General features: G+C 59.6%; 22 protein-coding genes and 1 pseudogene. 5 read left to right on the top strand and 18 right to left on the bottom strand.

Annotated elements, in window-relative coordinates:
• Positions 1-27: 27 nt before the first annotated feature.
• The 3 genes from ACSQ2W_RS23445 to ACSQ2W_RS23455 form a co-directional block, all read right to left on the bottom strand.
• Entirely contained in the window at positions 28-636 is a 609-nt protein-coding gene (locus tag ACSQ2W_RS23445; protein ID WP_436088543.1) for a protein rhiA, read from the bottom strand.
• Between the two features lie 171 nt (positions 637-807).
• Positions 808-1,497, bottom strand: coding sequence for a hypothetical protein (locus ACSQ2W_RS23450; RefSeq protein ID WP_436088544.1), 690 nt, complete (start codon positions 1,495-1,497; stop codon positions 808-810).
• Between the two features lie 153 nt (positions 1,498-1,650).
• Positions 1,651-2,718, bottom strand: coding sequence for a helix-turn-helix domain-containing protein (locus tag ACSQ2W_RS23455; protein WP_436088545.1), 1,068 nt, complete (start codon positions 2,716-2,718; stop codon positions 1,651-1,653).
• A 398-nt stretch (positions 2,719-3,116) separates the two neighbouring features.
• Here ACSQ2W_RS23455 and ACSQ2W_RS23460 point away from each other — a divergent pair.
• Positions 3,117-3,595 (top strand): annotated as a pseudogene (locus tag ACSQ2W_RS23460) (ATP-binding cassette domain-containing protein); the annotation flags it as partial.
• Here the strand turns inward: ACSQ2W_RS23460 and ACSQ2W_RS23465 are convergent.
• Positions 3,592-4,761 carry a UDP-galactopyranose/dTDP-fucopyranose mutase family protein gene (locus ACSQ2W_RS23465; RefSeq protein ID WP_436088546.1) on the bottom strand — a complete coding sequence of 390 codons (1,170 nt, stop codon included), beginning with the start codon at positions 4,759-4,761 and terminating at the stop codon, positions 3,592-3,594. The pseudogene ACSQ2W_RS23460 and the gene ACSQ2W_RS23465 sit on opposite strands and share 4 nt — an antisense overlap.
• The gene (locus tag ACSQ2W_RS23470; RefSeq protein WP_436088547.1) at positions 4,758-6,812 is read right to left on the bottom strand and encodes an O-linked N-acetylglucosamine transferase family protein; all 2,055 of its coding nucleotides are present in this window, start codon (positions 6,810-6,812) and stop codon (positions 4,758-4,760) included. The genes ACSQ2W_RS23465 and ACSQ2W_RS23470 overlap by 4 nt, the downstream gene beginning before the upstream one ends.
• A gap of 244 nt (positions 6,813-7,056) precedes the next feature.
• Here ACSQ2W_RS23470 and ACSQ2W_RS23475 point away from each other — a divergent pair, with 244 nt between their 5' ends.
• Positions 7,057-7,251: a hypothetical protein gene (locus ACSQ2W_RS23475; RefSeq protein ID WP_436088548.1), complete on the top strand. Its 195-nt coding sequence runs from the start codon at positions 7,057-7,059 to the stop codon at positions 7,249-7,251.
• A 37-nt stretch (positions 7,252-7,288) separates the two neighbouring features.
• On the opposite strand, the gene ACSQ2W_RS23480 is transcribed toward ACSQ2W_RS23475, so the two are convergent.
• The 7 genes from ACSQ2W_RS23480 to ACSQ2W_RS23510 all read right to left on the bottom strand — a co-directional run bounded on the left by ACSQ2W_RS23480 (position 7,289) and on the right by ACSQ2W_RS23510 (position 13,958).
• A complete protein-coding gene (locus ACSQ2W_RS23480; protein ID WP_436088549.1) occupies positions 7,289-8,569 on the bottom strand; it encodes a TRAP transporter large permease in 1,281 nt (426 codons plus the stop codon).
• Positions 8,569-9,090: a TRAP transporter small permease gene (locus tag ACSQ2W_RS23485; protein ID WP_436088550.1), complete on the bottom strand. Its 522-nt coding sequence runs from the start codon at positions 9,088-9,090 to the stop codon at positions 8,569-8,571. Before ACSQ2W_RS23485 ends, ACSQ2W_RS23480 begins: the two co-directional genes overlap by 1 nt.
• A 91-nt stretch (positions 9,091-9,181) precedes the next feature.
• The gene (locus ACSQ2W_RS23490; protein WP_436088551.1) at positions 9,182-10,156 is read right to left on the bottom strand and encodes a TRAP transporter substrate-binding protein; all 975 of its coding nucleotides are present in this window, start codon (positions 10,154-10,156) and stop codon (positions 9,182-9,184) included.
• Between the two features lie 59 nt (positions 10,157-10,215).
• Positions 10,216-11,097 carry an amidohydrolase family protein gene (locus ACSQ2W_RS23495; RefSeq protein ID WP_436088552.1) on the bottom strand — a complete coding sequence of 294 codons (882 nt, stop codon included), beginning with the start codon at positions 11,095-11,097 and terminating at the stop codon, positions 10,216-10,218.
• A gap of 1 nt (position 11,098) precedes the next feature.
• Positions 11,099-12,235: a mandelate racemase/muconate lactonizing enzyme family protein gene (locus tag ACSQ2W_RS23500; RefSeq protein WP_436088553.1), complete on the bottom strand. Its 1,137-nt coding sequence runs from the start codon at positions 12,233-12,235 to the stop codon at positions 11,099-11,101.
• 1 nt (position 12,236) lies between these two features.
• Complete coding sequence (kdgD, locus tag ACSQ2W_RS23505; protein WP_436088554.1) at positions 12,237-13,142, bottom strand: 5-dehydro-4-deoxyglucarate dehydratase; 906 nt, start codon at positions 13,140-13,142, stop codon at positions 12,237-12,239.
• Between the two features lie 69 nt (positions 13,143-13,211).
• Positions 13,212-13,958: a FadR/GntR family transcriptional regulator gene (locus ACSQ2W_RS23510; protein ID WP_436088555.1), complete on the bottom strand. Its 747-nt coding sequence runs from the start codon at positions 13,956-13,958 to the stop codon at positions 13,212-13,214.
• A gap of 203 nt (positions 13,959-14,161) precedes the next feature.
• Between ACSQ2W_RS23510 and ACSQ2W_RS23515 the strand changes: the two genes are divergently transcribed.
• From ACSQ2W_RS23515 to ACSQ2W_RS23525, 3 genes are all read left to right on the top strand, one after another.
• A complete protein-coding gene (locus tag ACSQ2W_RS23515) occupies positions 14,162-14,959 on the top strand; it encodes an NAD-dependent epimerase/dehydratase family protein (RefSeq protein WP_436088988.1) in 798 nt (265 codons plus the stop codon).
• Between the two features lie 171 nt (positions 14,960-15,130).
• Complete coding sequence (locus tag ACSQ2W_RS23520; RefSeq protein WP_436088556.1) at positions 15,131-15,391, top strand: CopG family ribbon-helix-helix protein; 261 nt, start codon at positions 15,131-15,133, stop codon at positions 15,389-15,391.
• Positions 15,391-15,702, top strand: coding sequence for a type II toxin-antitoxin system RelE/ParE family toxin (locus ACSQ2W_RS23525; protein ID WP_436088989.1), 312 nt, complete (start codon positions 15,391-15,393; stop codon positions 15,700-15,702). Before ACSQ2W_RS23520 ends, ACSQ2W_RS23525 begins: the two co-directional genes overlap by 1 nt.
• A 198-nt stretch (positions 15,703-15,900) precedes the next feature.
• On the opposite strand, the gene ACSQ2W_RS23530 is transcribed toward ACSQ2W_RS23525, so the two are convergent.
• The 6 genes from ACSQ2W_RS23530 to ACSQ2W_RS23555 all read right to left on the bottom strand — a co-directional run bounded on the left by ACSQ2W_RS23530 (position 15,901) and on the right by ACSQ2W_RS23555 (position 22,862).
• Positions 15,901-17,223, bottom strand: coding sequence for an extracellular solute-binding protein (locus ACSQ2W_RS23530; protein ID WP_436088557.1), 1,323 nt, complete (start codon positions 17,221-17,223; stop codon positions 15,901-15,903).
• A 92-nt stretch (positions 17,224-17,315) separates the two neighbouring features.
• On the bottom strand, positions 17,316-18,164 hold the full coding sequence (locus tag ACSQ2W_RS23535) for a carbohydrate ABC transporter permease (RefSeq protein WP_436088558.1): 849 nt from the start codon (positions 18,162-18,164) through the stop codon (positions 17,316-17,318).
• The gene (locus ACSQ2W_RS23540) at positions 18,161-19,096 is read right to left on the bottom strand and encodes a carbohydrate ABC transporter permease (protein ID WP_436088559.1); all 936 of its coding nucleotides are present in this window, start codon (positions 19,094-19,096) and stop codon (positions 18,161-18,163) included. Before ACSQ2W_RS23540 ends, ACSQ2W_RS23535 begins: the two co-directional genes overlap by 4 nt.
• 1 nt (position 19,097) lies before the next feature.
• A complete protein-coding gene (locus ACSQ2W_RS23545; protein ID WP_436088560.1) occupies positions 19,098-20,189 on the bottom strand; it encodes an ABC transporter ATP-binding protein in 1,092 nt (363 codons plus the stop codon).
• A gap of 49 nt (positions 20,190-20,238) precedes the next feature.
• Complete coding sequence (gene arfA, locus ACSQ2W_RS23550; protein WP_436088561.1) at positions 20,239-21,750, bottom strand: arabinosylfuranosidase ArfA; 1,512 nt, start codon at positions 21,748-21,750, stop codon at positions 20,239-20,241.
• Positions 21,751-21,935: 185 nt separating this feature from the next.
• Positions 21,936-22,862 carry an ArsR/SmtB family transcription factor gene (locus ACSQ2W_RS23555; protein ID WP_436088562.1) on the bottom strand — a complete coding sequence of 309 codons (927 nt, stop codon included), beginning with the start codon at positions 22,860-22,862 and terminating at the stop codon, positions 21,936-21,938.
• Positions 22,863-22,871: the final 9 nt, after the last annotated feature.

Consider the following 22,871-nt stretch of genomic DNA (forward strand, 5'->3'; position numbering starts at 1 on the left):
GGCTGAACCAGCCGCCGTCCGATGACGTTAGGAAACAGTGATCAGGTTATTGAGGCCGAGTGCCGCGGTCCGCGAAGTCAGTGCTCCGCCATAGGTGGCCTCGACTGCTCCGGTCACATCCTCGATGTCGATGACATCACCTGTCTCGAAATTGCCGAACATCACCCAGTAATTGGGATGCGGGGTGAAGACTGCCGTCATGTTCGGAGCCGCCTGGACGGCGAAGGTGCCCGAGCCGGCCATGCCGATGCCGACAGAGGTTCGGCTTGGCACGACGTTGGACAGCTGCTGGATGGTCAGCGAGCCCAGGGCGCCGGTGACGCTCGGACTGGCGAAGGTCGTCGCACCGACGCTGTCCTGCGTGAGCTGGACCAGGTTCTGGCCGTTCGGATCGGCCGGGATTACCTGCGTAGCCGAGAAATTGATGCCTGGCTGAAGCAGTCCCGTCTCCGACCAGACGAAGCTATAGTCGAGGTTCCAGCTGAAGGTGACACGGCTTCCGGGGGCGGCTGGACGGGCAAACCACGCCAGCGAGAACACGTTTCCGGGAACCGTCATCGGCGGAGCCTTCTGGAACACGGCGAAGCTGCCGTGCAGCTGGGAGTTGTTGAGGCATGTCAGAGAGTAGGTCGTCATTTGCTTTGCCTTTCGTTTGGGGATCGTGCCCGGAATTGCAGGGTGGTGGCCGGCACCGCCTCCGGGGCTGAAGCGGTGCCGGCTCGCCCTCGCCGCCCGGTGGGAGGAATAGGAGCGGCGAGGGGAATGCCCGGCCTGGGAAGGCGGATGCCGGGCAAGCGCGTTGGGCGGTCAGCCGCCCTCGACGATCTGGTTCTCCAGACCGACCTTGATCTGCGCGATAGCCGTGGGACTGGCGTTCGTCGCGGTATCCTGTTCGAAAGTGATGGTCGCTGTCTTGCTGACGTCCGATTGATCGGGTTTGGGCAATTGGAAAGGAGTGCCGAAGATCACTGTGACGGTCGGTGACAAGTCGGGCTCGAGGGTCAACGCCGACAGACCGGCCGGGATCGGCACGAGGATGGGGGCAGGCCCGACCACCAGGCCGAGTTGACCACCCCCTGGGACACCAGGTGCGAATGTCACCTCGATGGCATTGGCTGGGCCGCCGGCGGCCGGAGTAACAGTAAACGCACCGTCGAGCCAGGCCACGGCAACCGTATCCCCCAGCGCGACCGGCGTCCTTTTGGCAGCGCCTGGGCTTGCGCCTTCAATAAGCGCAAACAAGGCCAGCGCGCCGCTTCCACCGTTCCACGTCAACGTTGTTGCATCCCCCTGTTTTGTCGGATCTGACACCAAGGCGGTAAGGGTCTGCGATTTTGGCGGAGGGTTTTTCAATGCCGGCGGAAAGACGCTGAAATACTGAACGCCCGGGACGGTCGACTCATTCGTGGCGGTCAGCTCGAAAGGGACTGCAGCTGCCGGTGGTGCGCTGTTCATCGCAGGATCGGAACTTGTCTTTGCCATCTTGGTCGACATCATGCTGTTTCCTTTCGCTGGGCCGGGGCTCTGATGCAGCGTCTGTCTTCTCGAATTTCCCGCTTTATGTGTATTGGACGGTATCTTCATCCCTCCTGGTTGTCCCTGGACGCGCATTCCGAAAACTTGGACGACCGTCCCAAGGAGGGCGCAACCTCAACTCGTCCCGAGTGCGGTTAGCCAGTCGCCGAAGGAAGCGTCATCGGTGGATGGCCGGAACAGGCCGCCCAGTTCTGGGCCGTCCTGCCGGGCGGCAGAGCGAGCGCCCCTGGGGGACACTCCAAAGGCGCGCCGGAACAGCCGGCTGAAGTGCGCCTCGTCGGCGAAGCCCATTTCATAGGCGATGTCACCGATGCGCCGGTCGGCATGGCGGGAATCGCAGAGCGTGAGCAGGCAGCGCCGGAGACGGCGCCGGCGAATGTAGGCTTCAACACCGCCGCTTTTCTCGAATTGCCGGTAGAGCTGACTGCGAGAGACGTGAAGGTCGTGCGTCAGGCGGGAAGGGGTCAAATCGCTGCGATGCAGGTTCTCCTCGATGTGGCGACGCAGGCGCCGTCCGAGGTCGCCCTTGGCCTCCGCTGAAGGTACCGATGCCGCAGGTCCCAGGCACGAGGCGAGCAGATCGGGCACCGACGCCCCGAGCGCGATCACCTCGCCCGGGCTCAGGCGCAGCGCCGCTTCGCCAAGGGCCTCAAGGATTCCCCTGATAAAGATCGCCATGGCGGTATCCTGGGCCAGAATACGACCGGTCACCGGATGCACTGGCGCCATCGAGGCCGGCAGCAGGGTGCGCGGCATGATCAGGTGCATGCCCTCGGCGGCTGACATCGCAAAAGCCATTGGCGCCGATAGGTCGAGCACCGCCACGTCGCCCGGTCGCAGCCGTCGGGTGGCGGGGCTGGTTAGGGCGATGCCGCCGCGCAGGAGACACGAGACAACGATATGGTCGAGATCATTCCAAGCGAGGCGCGCTTCGGTGCGCCGATAACGGCCGCCAACCGCGATACTTCGGCACAGCAGGAATGTGCCGAAGTGATAGACTATGAGATTCGCTTGAAACCCCGTCGATGGAGAAGCTTTCGGGGGAAGGCTGTCGAACAGAACGTTCAGGAGGGAACGCCATGCATCGAAAGGACGTTCGATACCGGCCGTGGCGAAGTGGAAACTAGCGATCGCGCCTTCCCCACCCGCCGGACGCGCCAAATCGTCAGTCAACTCTTCCACATCGAGACACCCCCTATGATTGTATTTGAGGGCATAACGCGACTTTTGCTATACGTCATGAAATGGGAGAGCGGGCGTATTTGTGATAACCTTAACGCTTCCGGAATATGCGCTTTTGCGCATTCCGTATTCCGTTTCAACTTGGGTCATGTGGGGTTTTGCAGCGCGCAATGGCCGTGCGGTGGTCACTGATATGCATTCGAAGAAAGCTCGGTCCGGCGCCGAAACGCATCATCACGGAAAGGCTGGCGTTCGCACTGCGCGTCGAATGCTGGCCGGGACCTGTGGGATGGATCGCCAGACGTTGCGGGAATGGGTGTGGCGCTACAATGCGGAAGGGCTAAACGGTCCAAGAGCTCGCTCAACCAGAACGACGAAAGCGGCGCGGCAGCAAGAGCGCCCCTGCCAGCCTGGATCTTGAACTGGTGGATGACACTATTCTGGAAAATATCACCTATGGTCAGCGCGCTTCGACGGCCGATGCGGCGCATGCCGCCTGGCTTGCCGAGGCGCACGAATTTGTCGAGACTACCTCAGGGCTACGAAACGATCCCCGGCGGCAAGTCTGTCGGCTGGGCAGCGCCAGCGGATAGCGCTGGCAAGAGCCTTGGTGCGGGATCGCGAGATCCTCATTCTCGACGAAGCCACAAGCGCCATGGACGGCCTGTTGGAAGCAGCAATCATCGAGACCTTGAGGGCGGGTCGCCGCACGACTATTGTGATCAGCCACCGCAGCACGATTTCGTTCTGCGACGACGTCATCATCCGCGGTGACGGCCGCGTGACGAACCAGGCTCCGTTTGCCGAAGTCGCCTCCTTGACCATCGACCAGCTCTGCGAGCACGAAATGAACGAGACACGTCTGGCTTCGTGCTAGACCGGCGGATGCAGGAATGCAGGCATTGGTGCGTTCCCGGCGTTTCTGGACAGAAAGAGCCGTGCGGTGTCCAGCGCCTCGCGGATCGTCACATCCATGTCGAGATATCGGTATGTTCCAAGCCGACCGACGAAGGTGACGGAGGTTTCCCGTGCTGCTCGCGCGACATATTGGGCAAGTTGCTCCTTATCCTCTATCAGGCGGATCGGATAGTAGGGAATGTCCTGCGGGCCGCAGGCACGGGAAAACTCGCGATAGCAGACGGAGCCGGTATGGTCTTCCCATGGTGAGAAATGCTTGTGCTCGGTGACGCGCGTATAGGGCGTGGAAACATCCCCGTAGTTCATGACCGCACAACCCTGGTAGTCGCCCTCATAGGTGAAGCGTTCGAAATCCAGCGTGCGATATCCCAAACGGCCATATTCGTAGTCGAAATAGCCGTCGAGCGGACCGGAATAGAACATGTGAGTGAAGTCTTTGCCTTGGCTGCGGTGAACCCGCGTTTCGAGATGGACCGCGATGTTTGCATGATCGAGAATTCGCCCGACCATATCCGTGTAGCCGTTTTGCGGCATGCCCTGGTATCTATGGAAGAAGTAGTTGTCGTCGTAGTTGAAACGCACCGGAAGTCGTTTCAGGATGGAAGCCGGCAGTTCGGTTGGTGAGCAGCCCCATTGTTTCTGCGTATATCCCCTAAAGAAGGCGTCATACAGGTCCTTGCCGACGAAGCGGAGCGCCTGGTCTTCAAAGGTTTTTGGGTCTTCTATGGCTTTGTCGGCCAGATCCTCAATGAAGGCGCGCGCCTCCTCAGGCCTGAAAGCCTTGCCGAAAAACTGGTTGATCGTATGCAGATTGATAGGCAGGGAATATACTTGCCCCTTGCTTGTCGTTTTGACGCGGTTTTTGTAGGGCATGAACGCCTGGAAGCGGTTCACATGCTCCCAGACTTCTCTGTCATCCGTGTGGAAAATATGCGGCCCATAGACATGGACCATGACTCCGGTTTCCTTGTCGCGCTCTGTGTGGCAATTCCCGGCTATATGGCTGCGCGTGTCGAAGATTTCGATCTCATGACCCGCTTCTGCGAGTTCGCGTCCAATGACCGCACCTGAAAGGCCGGCGCCGACCACCGCAATTTTTCCGGTTCCGGCCCTGTTCTTGCTCATCTCTTTGAAGCCGCTGCTTGCGTCCACAAGCGGTTGTCGTTGGGAATCGGCTCATAATCGTTCCATGCCGCCAGCTTTTCCAGATAGCGCTGTCGGTAGGTTCGATCGTCCGAAAACGCCGTATTGTCTTGAACGAGGTCGGCCCCGATTTCGTAATATATGTCGAGATTGCGCAGGTCTGGCACCGGTGTTTCACCGCGCTCGCTTTGTGCCTGCATTTGCCAGAACAACTCTTCGAGGCGTCGGGCAAGAGCCGGAATGTCGCGCAATTCGCTGATTTGCCGTTTGGCCTGCAAGGACTCCCTGACCTTCTTGAGGCTCTGGGGATCCTTCGCAAATCCGGTGGCCGTTTCAATAAGGTGCTCAGGCCCTCTGCAAATCAATTCCGGAACGCCGGCGGCTGCAACAATGCTGTGGCAGAAACGTGCCGCGAAGCTCTTGCCGGGGAATGTAAGGACCGGCAACCCCACGGTCAGAGCATCAGCCGCAGTTGAGTGCGCCCCATACGGGAAAGTGTCAAGGAAGAGATCGGCGAGCGCTATTCGAGCGAGATGCTTTGCATTCGGTGCCTTGGGCGCGAAAATGAGGCGCTCGGGCGCGACACCGGCCTTCTCGGCCGCCTGACGCAGGTGTTGATCCACATTGTCGCTTCCGGTGAGCAGCCAGAGCACGCTGCCGGGCGCCGCGATGAGAATCTGCATCCACTGTGCAAAGGTACTTTCGGTAATCTTCTGCATACCGTTGAAGCATGCAAAAACGAAAGCGCCTTCAGGCAGCCCCGCCTCCGCTCGTGACGGTTTTTCGGCAATCACCCTCTTGCGGTCGACGGGTTGGCTGCATGGAATCCTCAGCACTTTTTCTGAATAATAGATTTCGTTTTCGGGCGGAACGATGCGCGCGTCCGTGATCATATATTGGTGGAACGGGCTGCCCATGGAACCCGGGTAACCGCAAAAATTGACGATGACCGGCGCCGGTCTGTAGGCGAAGATCTTCGTTCTCGCATGTTTGGTGTAACCGTTGACATCGACCAGAATGTCGATGTCATCGCCGGCGATTTGCCTTGCTGCCTCCACGTCGCTGAGTGTGGCGATATCGCGCCAGCAATCGACGGCATTTTTCATCCGTGTCTGCGTTGCGTCGCTCGCTACGGGCTCGCCGCAATAATAAGCGTAGATTTCAACGCTTTCCTTATCGTGCAGTTCCAGCACTTCTCTAAGTGCAAAGCCAACCGCGTGATCACGCAAATCCGAGGAAACATAGCCGACGCGAAGGCGCTCGCCGGTTCCTGACTTCTGCTTCGGCGTTTTGCGCGCAAAGCCGCTGGTGTCGGGACGTCCGACGAAGGATTTATTATAGCGATAGGCTTTGGCCAGCTGAAACAACGGATCGTCCGAATAACAGGCGAGTGTCAGCGGCGACATGGCATCAAGTAAATGTCCCAGGGAGACATGGTCGGAGGGAGCCAATATCGGCCACCTGCACTGGCGCTGCCGCAGAGCGCTCCAATGTTGACCGGCTTCAGTCTTGTCGGGTCGCAATTCGATTGCCTGCCACAAAGCGGTTTCCGCCTCTTCCAACAGACCAGCGTTTTCCATGACGCGGCCGATGTGCTGAAGCACCATCAGGCGATGCATAACCCGGTCAGCCGTGCTCTCCCCGGTTATCTCCACGAAACTGCGCCATTGCTGGATGGCTTGCGTGGCAAGGCCGCTGTCTTCGAAGGCCCGGCCAAGATTGATATGTGCCTGCCCGAACCGCGGATCAAGCTTCAGGCACGCACGCAGCGCGTGGATCGATCCCGCAACGTCTCCCAACTGGCGCAGGGTGACGGAATAATTGAAATACACGAGATGCAAGAAGGGATGGGCCTCGTTGAATGCAATCCAGACCTTGTAAATCTCTGCCGCCTCAGCCCTTTGTCCGGCGGCACTGCGGCCTTCTGCAAACTGAAATAACTCCGCCAAGGACAAGCTGTGAATGCGCGCAACGTCCAACATGCCGGCGAGAGGCGGTACAGGGCTTGAAGCTGATGTATCATCGGTAACCATGGACATCCCACAAATTGCGGCCTGAACAGCCCGCGTTGCAACCGTTTGCGATAGGTTTCCCCCTATTAATTGTGCTAGCTTGCTCTAGGCGTGCCGACGGCTTGGCGTCTGGCTTTTCGCTCGCGGACCGAAAGTCCTTCCTCGCGACAAAGGCGGCAGATGCGGTTGACGCCTGACGGCTCTCTGTGTCGACCTCCAGTCGTTCACGAACCAATTCCATCGGCTGAGGTGGCAAAACATCGTCTTGTCGGTATTGCAGACGCGGGTCGGCATCGAGCAGGAGGTCGCCGAGGGGAGCCTGATTTTCGTGCCATTGCGCGATCCGAAGATCAGCCCGAGCCGTCTAATGCTGCTATCGCGATCCCCCACGGACATGTCGGCCGCCGCGACCGCCTTCGGAACCCTTCAGGCGCGGGGGCTCGATGATCTGCAGCACTGATGTGTTGTGCACCCAACTTAGCTCTACGCAGCTTTTCTCATTTGAAAAGACTCGGAAGCCAGAGCGACAGGGCCGGCACATAGGTGACCAGCATCAGCACCGCGATGCTGGCGCCGAAGAACGGCCAGATCGTGCGCATTGCCTCGCGGATCGAGATGCCTCCCACGGCGCAGCCGACAAATAGCACGGTTCCGACCGGCGGCGTGTTCAGCCCGATGCCGGCATTGAGGACCATGACGACGCCGAAATGGACCGGGTCGATGCCAAAGGCCTTGACCACCGGCAGGAGCACCGGCGTGCTGATGATGACCAGCGGCGCCATGTCCATGAAAGTGCCGAGCAGCAGCAGAATGACATTGATCAGCAGGAGAACGATGATCGGATTATCGGATATTGCGCCGATGGCAAAGACCATGGTCTGCTGCACCTGCAGGAAGGCCATCAGCCATGCGAAGGAGGCTGCCGTGCCGATCACCAGCAGAACCATGGCAGTCGTGCGTACGGCCTGAAGGACGGCGTCTATGAAGCCATGCCAATTGAGCTCGCGATAAACGAAGATCGCGACAAGGAAGGCATAGAAGACGGCGATGCAGGAGCTTTCCGTTGCCGTAAACACACCGGAGCGGACGCCGCCGAAGATGATGCCGATCAGAAGCAGACCCGGCGTCGAAGCGAGCAGATAGTAGCCCAGCCGTCGGAAACCTGGGAAGGGTTCCGACGGATAGCCACGCCGGCGCGCGACGACGTAGGCAGTGACCATGAGCGCGGCGGCGAGCAGCAGGCCCGGCAGGATACCGGCGGTGAAGAGATCGGCGACGGAGACGTTGCCGCCGGCTGCGATCGAATAGAGGATCATGTTGTGCGACGGCGGGATCATCAGCGCGATGATCGCAGCGTTCACAGTGACGTTGACGGCGTAGCTGCGGTCATAGCCGCGCGCCGCCATCTGCGGGATCATCAGTCCACCAACAGCCGAAGCATCGGCGACCGCCGAGCCGGAAATGCCACCGAACAGCGTCGAGGCAACGATGTTGACCTGGCCGAGGCCACCGCGCAGGTGTCCGACCACGCCGGCAGCAAAGCGGATAAGCCGATCGGCGATGCCGCCGCGAACCATGAGATCGCCGGCAAAAATGAAGAACGGGATCGCCATCATGGCGAATACGCTCATGCCGGAATTCATCTGCTGGAACACGACAATTGCCGGCAGGCCGATATAGGCGACGGTGGCGAGCGAGGCGATGCCGAGGCAAAAGGCGATCGGCATGCCGATAAACATCAGCAGCGTGAAGACGCCAAAGAGGATTGTGTAAGCCATTATGCGGCCTCCTGCAGGACCACATCGGCTGCGATCTCGGCGCCAATGAGGACGTCGACGAAACGCTCGGCGGCAAACAGCGCGATCAACACGCCGCCCGCGATCATCGGGAAGAAATCGACGCCGCCCGGCCAGCCAAGCACGGGGATGGTCGCGGCCCAGGTGCCGGCGGCGAGCAGGGTGGAATAGACGGTCATGGCAAGCCCGAACAGCACGATAAGGCCGAGGCTCAGGAGGTCCATCGCCCGCTGGACAATAGGTGGCGCGGAATGGCGGACGAAATCGAGGCCGAGGTGCACGCTCTCGCGCACGCCAACGGCGGCGCCGAGAATGATGAACCAGGACATCAAATGGAGCGACAGCGGCTCGGACCAGCTGGGCGTATCATTGAGCACATAGCGGGCAAAGACTTGCCAGCCGACGAGGAGCGTCATCGTCACCAGACCCAGCCCCGAAATATAGAGCGATACCCGGCTCAGCCAGGTCAGCATAGGTCGCAGGACCTGCATGAAACGCCACATTGCCTTTTCCTCCATAGGCTCCGGACGCCGTCCAATCGAGGTCCGGGAATAGAAGGCCAGCCCGTCGAGGCGACGGGACTGGCCGAAGACATCAGTTGATGGCGCGGATCCGCTCCAGCAGGTCCTTCATCTGGGGATCGGTGACGAAGCGATCATAAACCGGCTTCATCGCAGCGGAAAATTCCGCCTTGTCGACGGTGATGACATTCACTCCTGCAGCCCGGATCTTTTCCTCCGAAGTCTTTTCTCGTGCGGTCCACAGTTCGCGCATCTTGGTGACGGATTCTTTCGCTGCATCCTTGAGGACCTTCTGGTCATCGGCGGAAAGTTTGTCCCAGCTCATCTTGGAAATGACGAGGATTTCCGGATTGAGCGAGTGCTCCGTCAGCGTGTAGTTCTTTGCAACTTCGAAATGGCGCGAGGACTCATAGGACGGCCAGTTGTTCTCCGCTGCATCCACCACGCCCGTCTCGAGCGACGAGTAGACTTCGCCGAACGGCATCGGCGTTGCATTGGCGCCGAACGCGTCCATCATCGCGATCCACAGGTCGGACTGCTGCACGCGAACCTTCATGCCCTTGAGGTCATCCAGCTTCTGGATCGGCTTCTTGGTCGAGTAGAAGGAGCGCGCACCGGAATCGTAGAACGCAAGACCGACGAGGCCATGCGGTTCGAAGGCCGCAAGCACCTCGTCGCCGATCGGACCGTCGACGGTCTTGTGCATGTGTTCGGTCGAGCGGAACAGGAAGGGCAAGCCAAGCACCACCGTTTGTGGCACGAGATTGTTGAAGGGCGCTGCGTTGACGCGGTTCATGTCGATGACGCCGAAGCGGGTCTGCTCGATCGTATCCTTCTCGGTGCCAAGTGCCGCGTTGTTGGTGACTTCGATCTTGATACGGCCATTGGTCCGCTGCGAGACGAGTTCGCCCATGTACTTCACCGCGTCGACCGTCGGATAGCCGTCGGGGTGGATATCGGCCGAGCGGAGTGTGATTTCCTGGGCATGCAAGGTGCCGGCGCCAAGGGTCAAACCCAGGGCCAGGCAAAGCGATTTGGCTATGTTCATGTCTTTCTCCTCCTTTGAAATCCTCGCCTGGAGCCTCCTCGCCCCGACGCATGCATCAGTCAGCTGCCTCCGCCACCAAAGCGCGGAAGGCCGTAAAGGCTTTCGGGGTTGTCGACGAGCGCCAGCTGCCGCGCGGCATCGTCGGGCAGCCAGCCAAGTACCGTGTCGGTCAGATCGGCGTCATCGGGATAGGCCTCGCGGGTCTTCGCCAGATTGTGCGGCCAGTTGCTGCCCCAGACGATGCGCTCGGGCGCGTGCGCTGCAATGCTGCGCGAAAAGGCGGCGACGTCGGCATAATCGGGGCTGCCACTCTTTGAGGACTCGTAGACGCCGGCGAACTTGAACCAGCAGTTTCCCCGGTCGATCAGCCGCTTTACGGCCGCGATCTCGGGTCCGTCGGGTGTTGCGCCAGAAAAGAATTTGCCATGGTGATCGAAGACCCAGCGTGATTTCAGTCTTTTCAGGCGCGTTTCGTGGTCAAGGATGTGGCTGCCGTCGAATTGGACCGCGATCATCCAGCCGCGCGCGGCGGCGCGATCGTCGATCGCTTCCAGCTCGCTCAGGCGGACAGCGCCACCCGGCAGGTCCATGATGCGCGCGCCGACGATGCCGGCCGCGGAGAAGGCGTCGAGTTCGCTATCCGATATGTCGCTACCGAAAGCTGCGACGCCGCGGGCGACCCGGCCCATGGCGGCTAAGCAGGCAATCAGATTGGCGTTGTCGCGCTGGTGCGCATTGCCCTGGGTGATGATCACCCGGTCGATGCCGAGCCAATCCATCACCCGCCGATATTGAGGTGCATCGGGCAGAGTGCCGGCTGGCAGTTCCGGTCCGCCGAGCCTTGCCGGGAAGCCGGGCAGATACATGTGCATCTGTGTGTCCACCGTGCCTTTCGGCAAGGGTGTCTGTAGCGGACGGCCGGAAAGTGGACGCACGAGCATCTCAGTCGTCCTTCATCTGGAACTCGGCAAGCGCATCGCGGTTGATGTCGATGCCGAGGCCCGGCCCATCGGGGATTTTGACCACCCCACGCACATGCTCGATCGGTGTCTTGACGACGGCCTGGCGGAACGGGTTTTCCGTGCGGTCGAATTCGAGGATTGGCTCGATCGGGTTGACGCGCATCGGGCTCGGGACCATCGCCGCCATGAACTGAAGTGCGGCCGCGATATGGACCGCCGTGCCCCAGACGTGCGGGACGACACGGATTCCATGCAGTGCCGCCATGTCAGCCACACGCTTTGCCTCGGTGAACCCGCCGACACCGGCAAGATCGGGTTGGATGATATCGATTGCGCGCGTCTCGATCGGTTCACGCATGCCCCAGCGACTGTGCCAGGTCTCACCGCCCGCAACAGGGATGGGCTGATTTGCGCGCACCTCGCGGTAGGCGCCGAGCTGTTCCGGCACCACCGGCTCCTCGAACCAATCGATGTCGAAATCGGCAGCCCTGCGCCCGAGTTCGATCGCTTCCATCGGGTCATAGCCGTGATTGGCATCGACCATCAGCCGCATATCAGGCCCAACGGCCTCGCGCACAGCGCGAATGACGGCCAGATCTTCGTTCACGCCGAAGCCGATTTTCATCTTGCTCGCGTGGAAGCCCTCGGCGTGATAGCGCGCCGCGTCCGCCGCATTGTCGGCGACCCGGTCGACGCCATCGCGCTTGAAGCTGCCGGTCGCATAGGCCCTGACCTCTTCGCGGAAACGTCCGCCGAGCAGCGTCGAGACCGGGGCGCCGAAGTATTTGCCCTTGATGTCCCAAAGCGCGATATCGATACCCGACAGCGCCGTCACGGCGAGGCCACGCTGCCCCTGGTCACGCAACGCATTGTAGAGACGAGCCCAGATTTTTTCGGTCTCAAGCGGATTAGCGCCGATGAGCCACGGCTTGTAAGCGGCCACGACCGCAGCATTCGGACGGGCTGGGCCGAGGCATTCACCCCAGCCGATGGTGCCGTCATCGCAGACGATCTCGACCAGCACATGCGCGCGGCGGTCGAAGCGCATCGAGGCGCTTTCGAAGGGCACGGGTAGCCGGTATTCGAGCAGATGCGTATGGACGGCCGCGATCTTCATCCTAGCGCTTCCAGGGTGCGATGAGTTTTTCGAGCATGGCTTCTTCTTCCGCCGTCAGATCGTCGAGGGGAGGGCGGACCTTGCCGGCGTCAAAGCCCTGGAGGCGCACGCCAGCCTTCACGGCGGCGACCGCATAGCCCTTGCGCCGACTGCGGATCGCCATGAAGGGGTAGAAGAAGTCCCTCAGGATTTCTTCGCAGCGCGTCCGGTCGCCGCCGCGCAGAGCCTGGTAGAAGTCGACGGCAAGCGCCGGCACGAAGTTGAAGACAGCCGAGGAATAGGTGGTAAATCCTGCCCCGAGATAGGCTTCCGCGAAAAGCTCGGCCGTCGGCATGCCGCCAAGGTAGGTGAGGCGGTCGCCCATGGTGGCGGTAATCTGGCGGATAAGCCCGATATCACCCGTGCCGTCCTTGAAGCCTACCAGATTGGGGCATTCGTCGCAGAGACGCTTCAGAGTATCGACGCCGAGGATCGAATTGTCGCGGTTATAGACCATGACGCCGATGCCAACGGACTGGCAGATGCGCTTGACATGGGCATAGAGGCCTTCCTGCGGCGCATCGATCAGATAGTGCGGCAGAAGCAGAATGCCGTCGGCACCTGCCTTCTCGACGGAGCGCGCAAGTTCGACGGCGACCTCGGTGCCATAGCCGCAACCGGAGACGATCGCGGTCTTACCGGAGGCTTCCTTTGCCGCCCTGACCACATTTGGAACCTCTTGAGGAGACAGCGAGAAGAACTCGCCGGTCCCGCCGGCCGCAAAGAGGACCGGCGCGTCGTAGCTCGAGAGCCATTCGACGTGGCGCTGGTAGCTTTTGGCCTGGAATTTTCCCTCCGCGTCGAAATGCGTCACGGGAAAGGACAACAGCCCCGCGCCAAGCGTGGCTTTGATCTCTTGCGGCGTCATACTGGATTTCCTCTGTCTGCCTCCACCGGCACACTTGTCGTACATGTATGACAAGATGGAGTCAATAACTTATCGTACAGGTTTGCGCTGCTCGCGCAAAAGCGCCCTGTAGCGTGCCTGACTGCCGCGCAGATGGCGGCGCATGGCGTCGCGCGCCCCTTCCTCGTCGCCGTTGGAGATGGCGACAACGATATCATTATGCTCGTTATCGAGCATGGTGATGTAGGCTCGCTGGTCGACTTCGGTATCGTCCTTGCGCAAGGCCGCGCGCGGAATAACGTTTTGCCCGATCATTGCCAGGAATTCGCGAAAGCGCGGGTTGTTGGTCGCCTCGGCGATGGCAAGGTGCAGGGCGAAATCAGCCTCAGCGCTCGAAACTCCGGCATTCAGGCAAGCGCGCACGGCATAGTGACGCTCGATGATGACTTCCTCCTGCGCCGGCGATCGCCGCAGGGCGGCAAGCCCTGCGGCTTCGACCTCGACAGCGGTCCTGAGCTCCAGCAATTCAATCGTCGAGGAAACGCGTGCGGGATCGATATCCTGCAGCGAAAGCAGCGCGGAGGGGGGTGTGGGCGATGTCTCCAGGACGAAGACGCCGGCGCCCTGGCGGGCTTCGACCAGCCGGTCGGCGCGAAGGGCGGCGATCGCCTCGCGCACCACAGTGCGGCTGACGCCATGGGTCTCTGACAACCGCGCTTCGCTTGGCAATTTGCTTCCTGGGGGAAACTGTCCGGCGGCGATTGCTCGTCTCAGTGTATCGCCAAGCCGTGCCGTCAATGTGCCCGTTACCGGCTCGGATCTTACCTGAACGCTCATCGGAGCTCCTTCCTTCGCGCTCTGCGCCACGCCGCTAAGAGAATGCCTGGAAACTTGTCTGTCAAGTTGACGGAAATCCTCGCAATATATGCGCCCTGTTGACCGTTGTTTGTCAACATGTATGATGACTTTTGAGGCGAATCTAGCCCAATAGCGGATTTCATGCCGTGGGGCCTGCAGAAACCATGGTGGAGGGTACGGATTTGAAGCGACTGCTGATCACGGGGGCTGCCGGTGGGCTGGGCAGCGCGATGCGGGCAAGAATGGCGAAGTTCGCCGACGTGGTGCGCGTTTCGGATATCGCCGATCTCGGCGCTGCAGCGCCGCATGAGGAACTGGTGATCTGCGACCTCGGTGATGCCGCGGCCGTGCACAGCCTCGTCGAGGGCTGCGATGGTATCCTTCATCTCGGCGGCATCTCGGTCGAGGACAAGTTCTCGAAGATCATGAATGCCAACCTTTTGGGGCTCTACAATCTCTACGAAGCGGCCCGCGCTCATGGCCATCCCCGTATATTCTTTGCGAGCTCCAACCATACAGTCGGCTTCTATCGGCAGGACACGCAAATCGACGCGACCGCGCCGATGCGACCGGATGGGCTCTACGGCGTATCGAAATGCTTCGGCGAGGCGCTGGCGCGCATGTATTTCGAAAAATTCGGGCAGGAGACGGCGCTTGTGCGGATCGGCAGTTGCATGGAAAGGCCGACAAACCACCGCATGCTGTCGACATGGATGTCCTACGACGACTTCGAAGCGTTGATAGCTTGTGTCTTCCGCGCGCCCATGCTCGGTTGCCCTATCATCTGGGGCGTCTCGGACAACGACAGCCGTTGGTGGGACAATGCGCATGCCGCTTATCTCGGCTGGCGTCCCCTTGACAATGCGGAGCACTTCCGCGCCGAACTCGAGGCGAAAGTGCCGCGCCCGGCGCCGTCCGAGCCGCTGGCGCACTATCAGGGCGGTCAGTTTACGCAGGATCCGATTTTCACGGAGGAGTGAGCGGGTCACGCATAAAAAGCGGGGTGACTGAACCGGCAGCAGCACCATTGCGCACGAAAGCAGTCATCCAGTTGGTTGAGACCAAAAGAGGCTATTGAAGCGGTTGGCGTGGTTGGTCTTGAGTTTCGAGTGTGCTAGGATGTACACAAGTTGACACGATGGAACATTGCAATGGCCGGCAGCACTACTATGACGATCCGTGTTTCTACCGAGGTTAAGGCAAAGCTCGAGCGGCTTGCTGTTGATACCAGGCGCAGCAAATCTTTCCTCGCTGGCGAGGCCGTTTCGGCTTATGTCGAGCGAGAGCTTGGCATAATCGAAGGTATCCAGCGTGGCATGGCTGATGTTGAGAGCGGGCGCGTCGTAGCGCATGATGATGCCATGGCTGAAATCTATGCCGCGATCGATGACGTGAAGGCCGGCCGGGCTTGATACGACCTGTTCAATGGTCCCGTCACGCGCTGGATGATCTGAAGGCCCGGATCGTTCATATTGCCGCTGAAAACTCTCTCGCGGCGAAAAGGGTCGCCGATCGTGCCGGGGATACTGCAAACGCCATTGGCGAGATGGCGACCGGTAGGCCTGGCCGGGTATCCGGCACCTATGAAAAAATCGTCGTCGGCTTGCCTTACATCATTGCCTATTCGATCACCGTCGAAGGCGGACGGGAGACGATCTCCGTCCTGCGCGTGATTCACACATCGCGCGATTGGCCGGATGAGGAGTGGCCGGGATCAATTTAGCTGCCTGCGTTTCGCGTAAAGTCGTCCAACGCTTCCGCATTGGACATGCCAGTGTCGAATGGCCTAATTTATGGGGCGCAGATCACAATTCCCGTTAAGTTTTGCAATCCAAAAAGTTGTACAAAACGAGCGCCCGCCGAAACTGACACGGGCGCTCGAATTCGCAGCGGCATCCGGAGAGGCTACGCGTCAGGGAGCCTAGAGATTAGCGAGCAACTCGTTGATCCGGGTTTCGGCATCGGCAAGGGCTGCGTCGGTGTCCTTTTGGCCGGAGGTTGCAGCCGCCAGTTCCTCGCCGATGATATCCTGGATGGCGAACTGGCGCTGCACTTCTGACGGCAGCGATCGACCAAGATCTGCGACGGCGGAAATCGTGTCGCGGTGCGGCAGCGCCTTGAATTGGTCCGAGGCAATTATCGATTTGACGGCAGGCAGATGGCCGGTGCGCGACCAATCGAAGTTGTTGTCGGCGAAGAATTTTAGGAACTTGCCGATGGCAGCGGTTTGCTCAGCCGTACGATCTTCCTTGGCCGAAACCGCCCAGGTGTGGCCGTCGGCATATTGCGCATGCGCGCCATCGAAAAGCTGCGGATAGGGATAGACGGCATAGCCGCCCTTGTTGAGCGCAGTGCCATTGGTTTCGGACTGTGCGTTGTAATCACCGACGACCCAGGTGCCGTTCAGCTGCACGCCACCCTCACCGGCGAGGAAGGCATTGATCGCGCCGCCGTAATCGAGATCCTTGGTGGTGTAATCCTTGGCGAAGATCGTCTTGTACATTTCGACGACTTTCTTGGCTTCTGGCGTATTGAGCTTCACGTGCTTCGGATCGGCGAAGAAGTCCGAACCCTGCTGGAAAAGATAGGTATAGAGGTTGCGCGTAAAGAGCGCGGTCTCGTTGGCAAGGTTCTGGACGAAATAAGGCTTGCCGGTTTTCTGCTTGAACTGTTCGGCCTGGGCCAGGAGTTCATCGACCGATTTGGGCAGGATCGGCGTGCCGTCGGGGTTCACGAGATCGGCCTGTTTGAACAGGTCCATGTTGATATGGTAAAGCATGGTCCAGCTGTCGATCGGCAGGCCATAGATTTTGCCGTCCTTGGTGGCGCCGTTGCGGGCGGCATCCGTAAATGCATCCGGGGTCACGCCGACAGACTTCAGCACGGCGTCGAGCGGCATCAGCAGGCCCTTGGACTGATAGTCCGAAAGCACGGATTCGTGGATTGTAACGATGTCGGGCGCATCGCCGGAGGCGAACTGGGCGGTCAACTGATCATAGCCCGGCCATTCTACGGTCGTGACGCTGACGTGGACATCGGGATTGTCGGCGTTGAACTTGTTGATCAGCGACGTGATGATCCCGCATTCGCCGACAGCGTCGGTGACATCGGTGTTGGTGCCAAAGTCCGCATCGCAGGCGCCGAAGAAGCGCTGTACCGTCAGTTCGGTTGCCGCGAAAGACGGGCTGGCGAGCATTATCGCGCCTGCCGAGACTGCCGCAAAAAGTAGTTTCTTAAGATGCATATCAGTTCCTCCTACTGAGTTCCGCCACTCCACGCTGGAGCGGCTTCATGCTTGCATCGCTGCGGCGGTTTTCCTCCCGCATGCAATTCTCGTCATCGGACCGCAGCGCCAGAGACGGCGGTGACGATGTATTTCTGGAAAAACAGGTAGATGATCAGGATCGGCGCGCCGGCGAACACTGCCTGCGCCATCAGGAAGCCGATGCCCTCCGACTGGGCGAAATTTGTCTGTGTCGATGCCATCCCGACCGTCAGCGTCAACATGTCCTTCTTGGTCGCCGAGATCAGCGGCCAGAAGTAATCATTCCATGAGCCGAGGAAGGTGAAGATGCCAAGGGTTGCCTGAGCCGGCACGGTGAGCGGCAGAAGCACTTTCCAGAAAATCCTGAGGCGCCCGGCATTGTCCAGCATGGCGGCTTCGTCCAGCTCCTTCGGGATGGCCCGGAAATACTGGGTCATCAGGAAGACGCCGAACGAAGCCGACAGGCCGGGGAGAACGAGGCCGTGATAGGTGTTGTGGAACTTCAGCATGCTGAAGATCTGATGGCGGGCGACCAGCACGGCCTGCTCCGGAACTGCCAGGCCGAAGAGTACGATGACGAAGAGGATGTTGCGACCGGGGAAGTTCAGCCGCGCAAAGCCGTAGCCGGCGAGCGACGACAGGATCAACGTACCGAGTGTCAGGCTGCCCGAGACGATGATACTGTTGAGCACCCAGCGGAACACCGACGATGTGCCGATGGTATTGATGTAGTTCTTCAAGGTATAAGGCCCGTGGAATACCGAATTCGGATTGGCCATCAGCTCGGCGTTTTCCTTGAGCGACAGTCCGATGACCCAGAGAACCGGCGCGATCATGATGATCGACAGCAGGATGACGAGGGCCAAAAGCACGCGGTCGCCGAATGCCCGTCCCTTGATGGAAGTGGCTGGAGCGCTCATGCCTGGTCTCCCTTGTTGCGCGTGACGAGGTACTGGGCCATGGCCGCAATCAGGATGAGGACGAAAAGGATTTCCGAGGCCGCGGCACCCATGCCGAGATCCCAGCGACGGAACGCAGTGTCATAGATGTAGAGCACGATCGGCTTGGTGAGATTGTTCGGGCCACCGCGCGTCATCAGCCAGGCCTGGCCGAACAGCTGGAATTGCAGCACGATCTGGATGATGATCACCAAGATAAACGTGCGTTTGATCGAGGGCAGGGTTATCGAACGCAGCGTCTGCCAGCGGTTGGCGTTGTCGAGCGCCGCAGCCTCGTAGATATCCTGCGGGATCTGCTGCAGGGCCGAAAGAAACAGCATCATCGGCAAGCCGATGCACCACCAGATCGTGGCGATGGCGATGCCGATCATTGCGAGACTGGGGTCGGAGATGAATGCCGGTGCGGTTGCGCCGAACCATCCATAGATCGTCGACAGCAGGCCGACATTCGGAATGTAGACGATCCGCCAGATCAATGTGACGATGGTGACCGACAGCACCGACGAGGAGAAAAACAGAGTCCGCAGCACGGCGGCAGTGCGCGTGCGGCGATTGAGGCAAAGCGCGAGAAAAAGGCCGATAAGCGCCAGCGTCGGCACCGTTAGCAGTACGAAATAGAAGGTGTTCCAGACCGATTGCAGGAAGACCTTGTCGTGAAAGAGCCTGACATAGTTATCAAGGCCGACGAACCTGCCGGTCGAGAAAGTGTCGGCCTTGTGGAAGCTCAGCCACATGCCCCAGAAAAGCGGAAAGAGGAGCAGCGTCGCGAAGAAGAACAGGAACGGTGCGACGAAAACGAAGTTTCGCCATTGCGGCGCGTAGATATTGGCGCTTGGGACCCTGACGCCGGCGGCCGGCGCTGCGGTCTCTCGGATCGTCAGCTGGTCAGCCATATCAGGCCCCCCTCGCATGCCAGGCGCGCCCGGTTTCATTGAAGAGATGCGATTTCCTGCCATCAAAGACGAGGCCGACCGTGTCGCCGACAGCAACGCGGCTGTTGCCGACGTCGGAGGCGACGATGATCTGGCCATTGCTGAGGCGGGCATAGACCAACGTGCGTTCGCCAAGACGCTCCAGCACATCGACCTTGCCGTTGACATCGCCCTGGCCAGTCGGCGCGATGCGCACATCTTCCGAACGGAGGCCAAACGTGTGAACGCCATCGACGACCTGGTTTATGGCGATATCGGTGGCGATAGCCGTGCCGTCGGCGAATTTCACCGTAGCGACGTCGCCGGATTTATCGATCGTGACATCGACGAAATTCATCGCCGGCGCGCCGACGAAGCCTGCAACGAACTTGGTTGCTGGGCGCTCATAGATCTCCATCGGCGAACCGATCTGCTCGATCTTGCGATTGTTCATAACGACGATACGGTCGGCGAGCGTCATCGCCTCCACCTGATCGTGGGTGACGAAGATCATCGTCGATTGCAGGCGTTGGTGAAGCTGGGCGAGTTCTATGCGCGTGCGGGTGCGCAGGGCCGCATCGAGATTGGAGAGCGGCTCGTCGAAGAGGAAGGCTTTTGGCTCCTTGACGATGGCGCGGCCGATGGCGACGCGCTGACGCTGGCCGCCGGAAAGCTGTCCGGGTTTGCGCGCGAGCAGGTGCGGCATTTCCAGGATACGAGCCGCCTCGGCAATGCGCGCATCGATCACGTCACGCGCCACGCCGATATTGTCGAGGCCGAAGGCCATGTTGTCCCGCACGGTCATGTGCGGATAAAGAGCATAGGACTGGAACACCATGGCAATGCCGCGCCTGCCGGGGGGCAGGTGGTCGATGCGCTCGCCGTTGATGGCGATCTCGCCCCTGTCAACGGTTTCAAGCCCGGCAATCATGCGCAGAAGGGTCGATTTCCCACAACCCGACGGTCCAAGGAACACGATGAATTCGCGCGCCTTGATGGAGAGCGACAGGTCATCCAGCACCGTCATGGCACCGAACTGCTTGCTTACATTCCTGATTTCGATATTCGCGGTCACGTCGACGCTCCTCCTCAGCGCATACACCGTCTCGATGGTTCGTCTGAAATCAAAGCTTCAGGCGGATCATCTGATAGGAATAGGCCGGCAGAGACAGGCTGAGCTTGCCGTCAGTCATCTTGGCGCCGGTCCCCTTTTTGGGGGCGACATTGAAAGGATTTTCGGACGAATTGACAGCTTTTAGGTCCGCATGCGTCATCACCTGATGGTCAACGATGTCAGCCGCGCCGAAGCCGGTCAGGTCGATCACTGTTTCAATAGCATCAGTCGCATGCCGGTTGATTGCAAAGAAGGTCACATGGCTGGTTTGTGTGTCATGCACCCCAGTGACGTCGACATAGGCAACGTCGCCTGCAACGGTGGAGGTGTAGGTCGGGCTTTCGACCTTGAGGTCCAGCGCATTGCCGCGGCCGTAGATCGAGGCATAAAAATAGGGGTAGAAGGTCGTCTGGCGCCATGCCGGGCCGTTCGGGACGGTCATGATCGGGGCGATGACATTGACCAGCTGCGCGAGGCAGGCGATCTTGACGACATCGGCACGGCGGATGAAGGTGTTGAGGATCAGGCCGACCTGCAGCACATCCTCGAAATTGTAGATGTCTTCGAGCAGCGGCGGGGCGAAGGGCCAGCCGTCATTGCCGCCGAGGATTTTCTTGTCCTGCTCCTTGGAATGATACCAGACATTCCATTCGTCGAACGAGATATAGACCTGCTTGTTGGAGCGCTTCTTGGCCTTGATGTAGTCGATGACGCCTGCGACCGAGACGATATAAGCATCGAGCTTCTCGCTCATGGCGAGATAATTCGGCGTGTCGTTGCTCTCGTTGTCGAAATACATGTGCAGGGAGATATAATCGACTTCGTTGTAGGTGTGGTCGAGAACGGTCGCCTCCCATTCGGGATAGGTCGGCATCTTGGCGTTGGAGGAGCCGCAAACGACGAGTTCGAGCGACTTGTCGAAGGCGCGCATAGCTTTCGCGGTCTCATGGGCCAGGCGGCCATATTCGTCGGCTGTCTTGTGGCCGATCTGCCAGGGTCCGTCCATCTCGTTGCCGAGGCACCAGAGCTTGACGTGGTAGGGTTCCTTGCGGCCGTTGGCGATGCGCTTGTCGCTCCACTCGCTGCCGCCGGGATGATTGGTGTATTCGAGGAAGTTGCGGGCTTCGTCGAGGCCGCGCGAGCCGAGATTGACGGCGAGCATCATTTCGGTGTTGGCGGACACGCACCAGTCGGCGAATTCGTGCAGGCCGACTTCGTTGCTTTCCGACGTGTGCCAAGCCAGATCGAGGCGCACCGGACGTTCTTCCTTGGGGCCGACGCCGTCTTCCCAGTTGTAGGCCGAGACGAAGTTGCCGCCGGGATAGCGGACGATCGGAACGTTGAGTTCCTTGACGAGGTCGATGACGTCCTGGCGCATACCGTTGGCGTCCGCCGTCGGGTGAGCGGGCTCATAGATGCCGGAGTAAACTGCGCGTCCCAGATGCTCGATAAACGATCCGTAGAGTCTCGGGTCGATTTCCGAGACAACATAGCGCGGATGTGCCGTAATGGCCGCCTTCATTATAGACCTCCCAATCCGTATCATAAATGATGATGTAAATCATCTTACTTGATATTAAGGCTAGGATTTGGGCTAAGGTCAAGGTGCCGGGAGAAAAAAGTATGATAATTTAGGCGGAAAAGCGCTCGATATTCACCTATAACACTGTGTTTGCTCATTTATTTTTAATATCAAAAAGTCGGATATTAAGCTGTCTTCAACCGCAACAGGATGTCCTGATCATAGTTGCCAAACCCCTTGCCGAAAATGTTAATGCCGCCCGGATGGGCCGCATTCTCGTAGACGCCGATGCGCACCCGAATCGAATGGTGGTTGACGAGATCGAGTTCTGTAATTGTCACATCGGAAATCCTGACGCCATCGACATACGTGCCGTCCCTGGCGATGCGCCAGTTCTTCAGCTTGCCGTATTGCGAGCCCTTGAGTTTCCACCAAACAGGGGTAAAGACGCCGCGCTTGTCGCCGAAATCGCCCGGAGACATCCAGACGCCGACATCCTTGCCGTTGATCGACAGGGTTATATCGGAAGGCCAGTCGGCGCTGGTGCCGGGCACCTCCGAGCTCAGCTCCATGACGACCTCGATTTCCTGGATCTCCATATTGGAAAGCTTGGCATTGTTGGGAAATTGATACTCGACGAAACCACGGGTAAACCATAGCAAACCGGCCTTCATCCGGTCCGGATCGAGAAAGGCGTTGGGCACATCGAGGAGACCAATAATGCCCTCGGGAGAACAGAGGCCGCATGGCGCAGTCACCTCGAAACCAGTGTAGAGGCCGATCGGCATGGACACCTCGATCGTGTCCTTGCGCATCTCACGATACTCGCTTCTGAAGACGACCAGCACTTCCTCCGCGGTGGGGTGGCAGATCTTCTGGTTGCCCTTCTTGGCTTTCTGATTTTCAGTGCGGATCAATCCGCAATCTTCTAGCACCTGAATGTTGGTGGAGACCGTCGATTGCGGCAGCAACAGGACATTCGCGATGTCATTGACATTCATCGGGCCCTTTTCATGCAGCAGCTTGAGCATCTGGACGCGGACGGAGGAGGCCAGGCCCTTGAGAACAGCTAATCCTTCTTCAGGCTCAATGACGAGGAAATTTCTGCTCATGCGGGAGAC

Source organism: Pararhizobium sp. LjRoot255, assembly GCF_964252905.1.
Taxonomy (GTDB): Bacteria; Pseudomonadota; Alphaproteobacteria; order Rhizobiales; family Rhizobiaceae; genus Pararhizobium.

What these genes read in the sequence shown, in the direction of transcription:
- ACSQ2W_RS23510 (WP_436088555.1), bottom strand. Translation starts at nt 13,958, where the DNA reads ATGAGCGTTCAGGTAAGATCCGAGCCGGTAACGGGCACATTGACGGCA.
- ACSQ2W_RS23500 (WP_436088553.1), bottom strand. Translation starts at nt 12,235, where the DNA reads ATGAAGATCGCGGCCGTCCATACGCATCTGCTCGAATACCGGCTACCC.
- ACSQ2W_RS23450 (WP_436088544.1), bottom strand. Translation starts at nt 1,497, where the DNA reads ATGATGTCGACCAAGATGGCAAAGACAAGTTCCGATCCTGCGATGAAC.
- ACSQ2W_RS23495 (WP_436088552.1), bottom strand. Translation starts at nt 11,097, where the DNA reads ATGCTCGTGCGTCCACTTTCCGGCCGTCCGCTACAGACACCCTTGCCG.
- ACSQ2W_RS23480 (WP_436088549.1), bottom strand. Translation starts at nt 8,569, where the DNA reads ATGGCTTACACAATCCTCTTTGGCGTCTTCACGCTGCTGATGTTTATC.
- ACSQ2W_RS23465 (WP_436088546.1), bottom strand. Translation starts at nt 4,761, where the DNA reads ATGAGCAAGAACAGGGCCGGAACCGGAAAAATTGCGGTGGTCGGCGCC.
- arfA (WP_436088561.1), bottom strand. Translation starts at nt 21,750, where the DNA reads ATGAAGGCGGCCATTACGGCACATCCGCGCTATGTTGTCTCGGAAATC.
- ACSQ2W_RS23490 (WP_436088551.1), bottom strand. Translation starts at nt 10,156, where the DNA reads ATGAACATAGCCAAATCGCTTTGCCTGGCCCTGGGTTTGACCCTTGGC.
- ACSQ2W_RS23555 (WP_436088562.1), bottom strand. Translation starts at nt 22,862, where the DNA reads ATGAGCAGAAATTTCCTCGTCATTGAGCCTGAAGAAGGATTAGCTGTT.
- ACSQ2W_RS23540 (WP_436088559.1), bottom strand. Translation starts at nt 19,096, where the DNA reads ATGGCTGACCAGCTGACGATCCGAGAGACCGCAGCGCCGGCCGCCGGC.
- ACSQ2W_RS23470 (WP_436088547.1), bottom strand. Translation starts at nt 6,812, where the DNA reads ATGGTTACCGATGATACATCAGCTTCAAGCCCTGTACCGCCTCTCGCC.
- ACSQ2W_RS23520 (WP_436088556.1), top strand. Translation starts at nt 15,131, where the DNA reads ATGGCCGGCAGCACTACTATGACGATCCGTGTTTCTACCGAGGTTAAG.
- ACSQ2W_RS23535 (WP_436088558.1), bottom strand. Translation starts at nt 18,164, where the DNA reads ATGAGCGCTCCAGCCACTTCCATCAAGGGACGGGCATTCGGCGACCGC.
- ACSQ2W_RS23530 (WP_436088557.1), bottom strand. Translation starts at nt 17,223, where the DNA reads ATGCATCTTAAGAAACTACTTTTTGCGGCAGTCTCGGCAGGCGCGATA.
- ACSQ2W_RS23485 (WP_436088550.1), bottom strand. Translation starts at nt 9,090, where the DNA reads ATGTGGCGTTTCATGCAGGTCCTGCGACCTATGCTGACCTGGCTGAGC.
- ACSQ2W_RS23445 (WP_436088543.1), bottom strand. Translation starts at nt 636, where the DNA reads ATGACGACCTACTCTCTGACATGCCTCAACAACTCCCAGCTGCACGGC.
- kdgD (WP_436088554.1), bottom strand. Translation starts at nt 13,142, where the DNA reads ATGACGCCGCAAGAGATCAAAGCCACGCTTGGCGCGGGGCTGTTGTCC.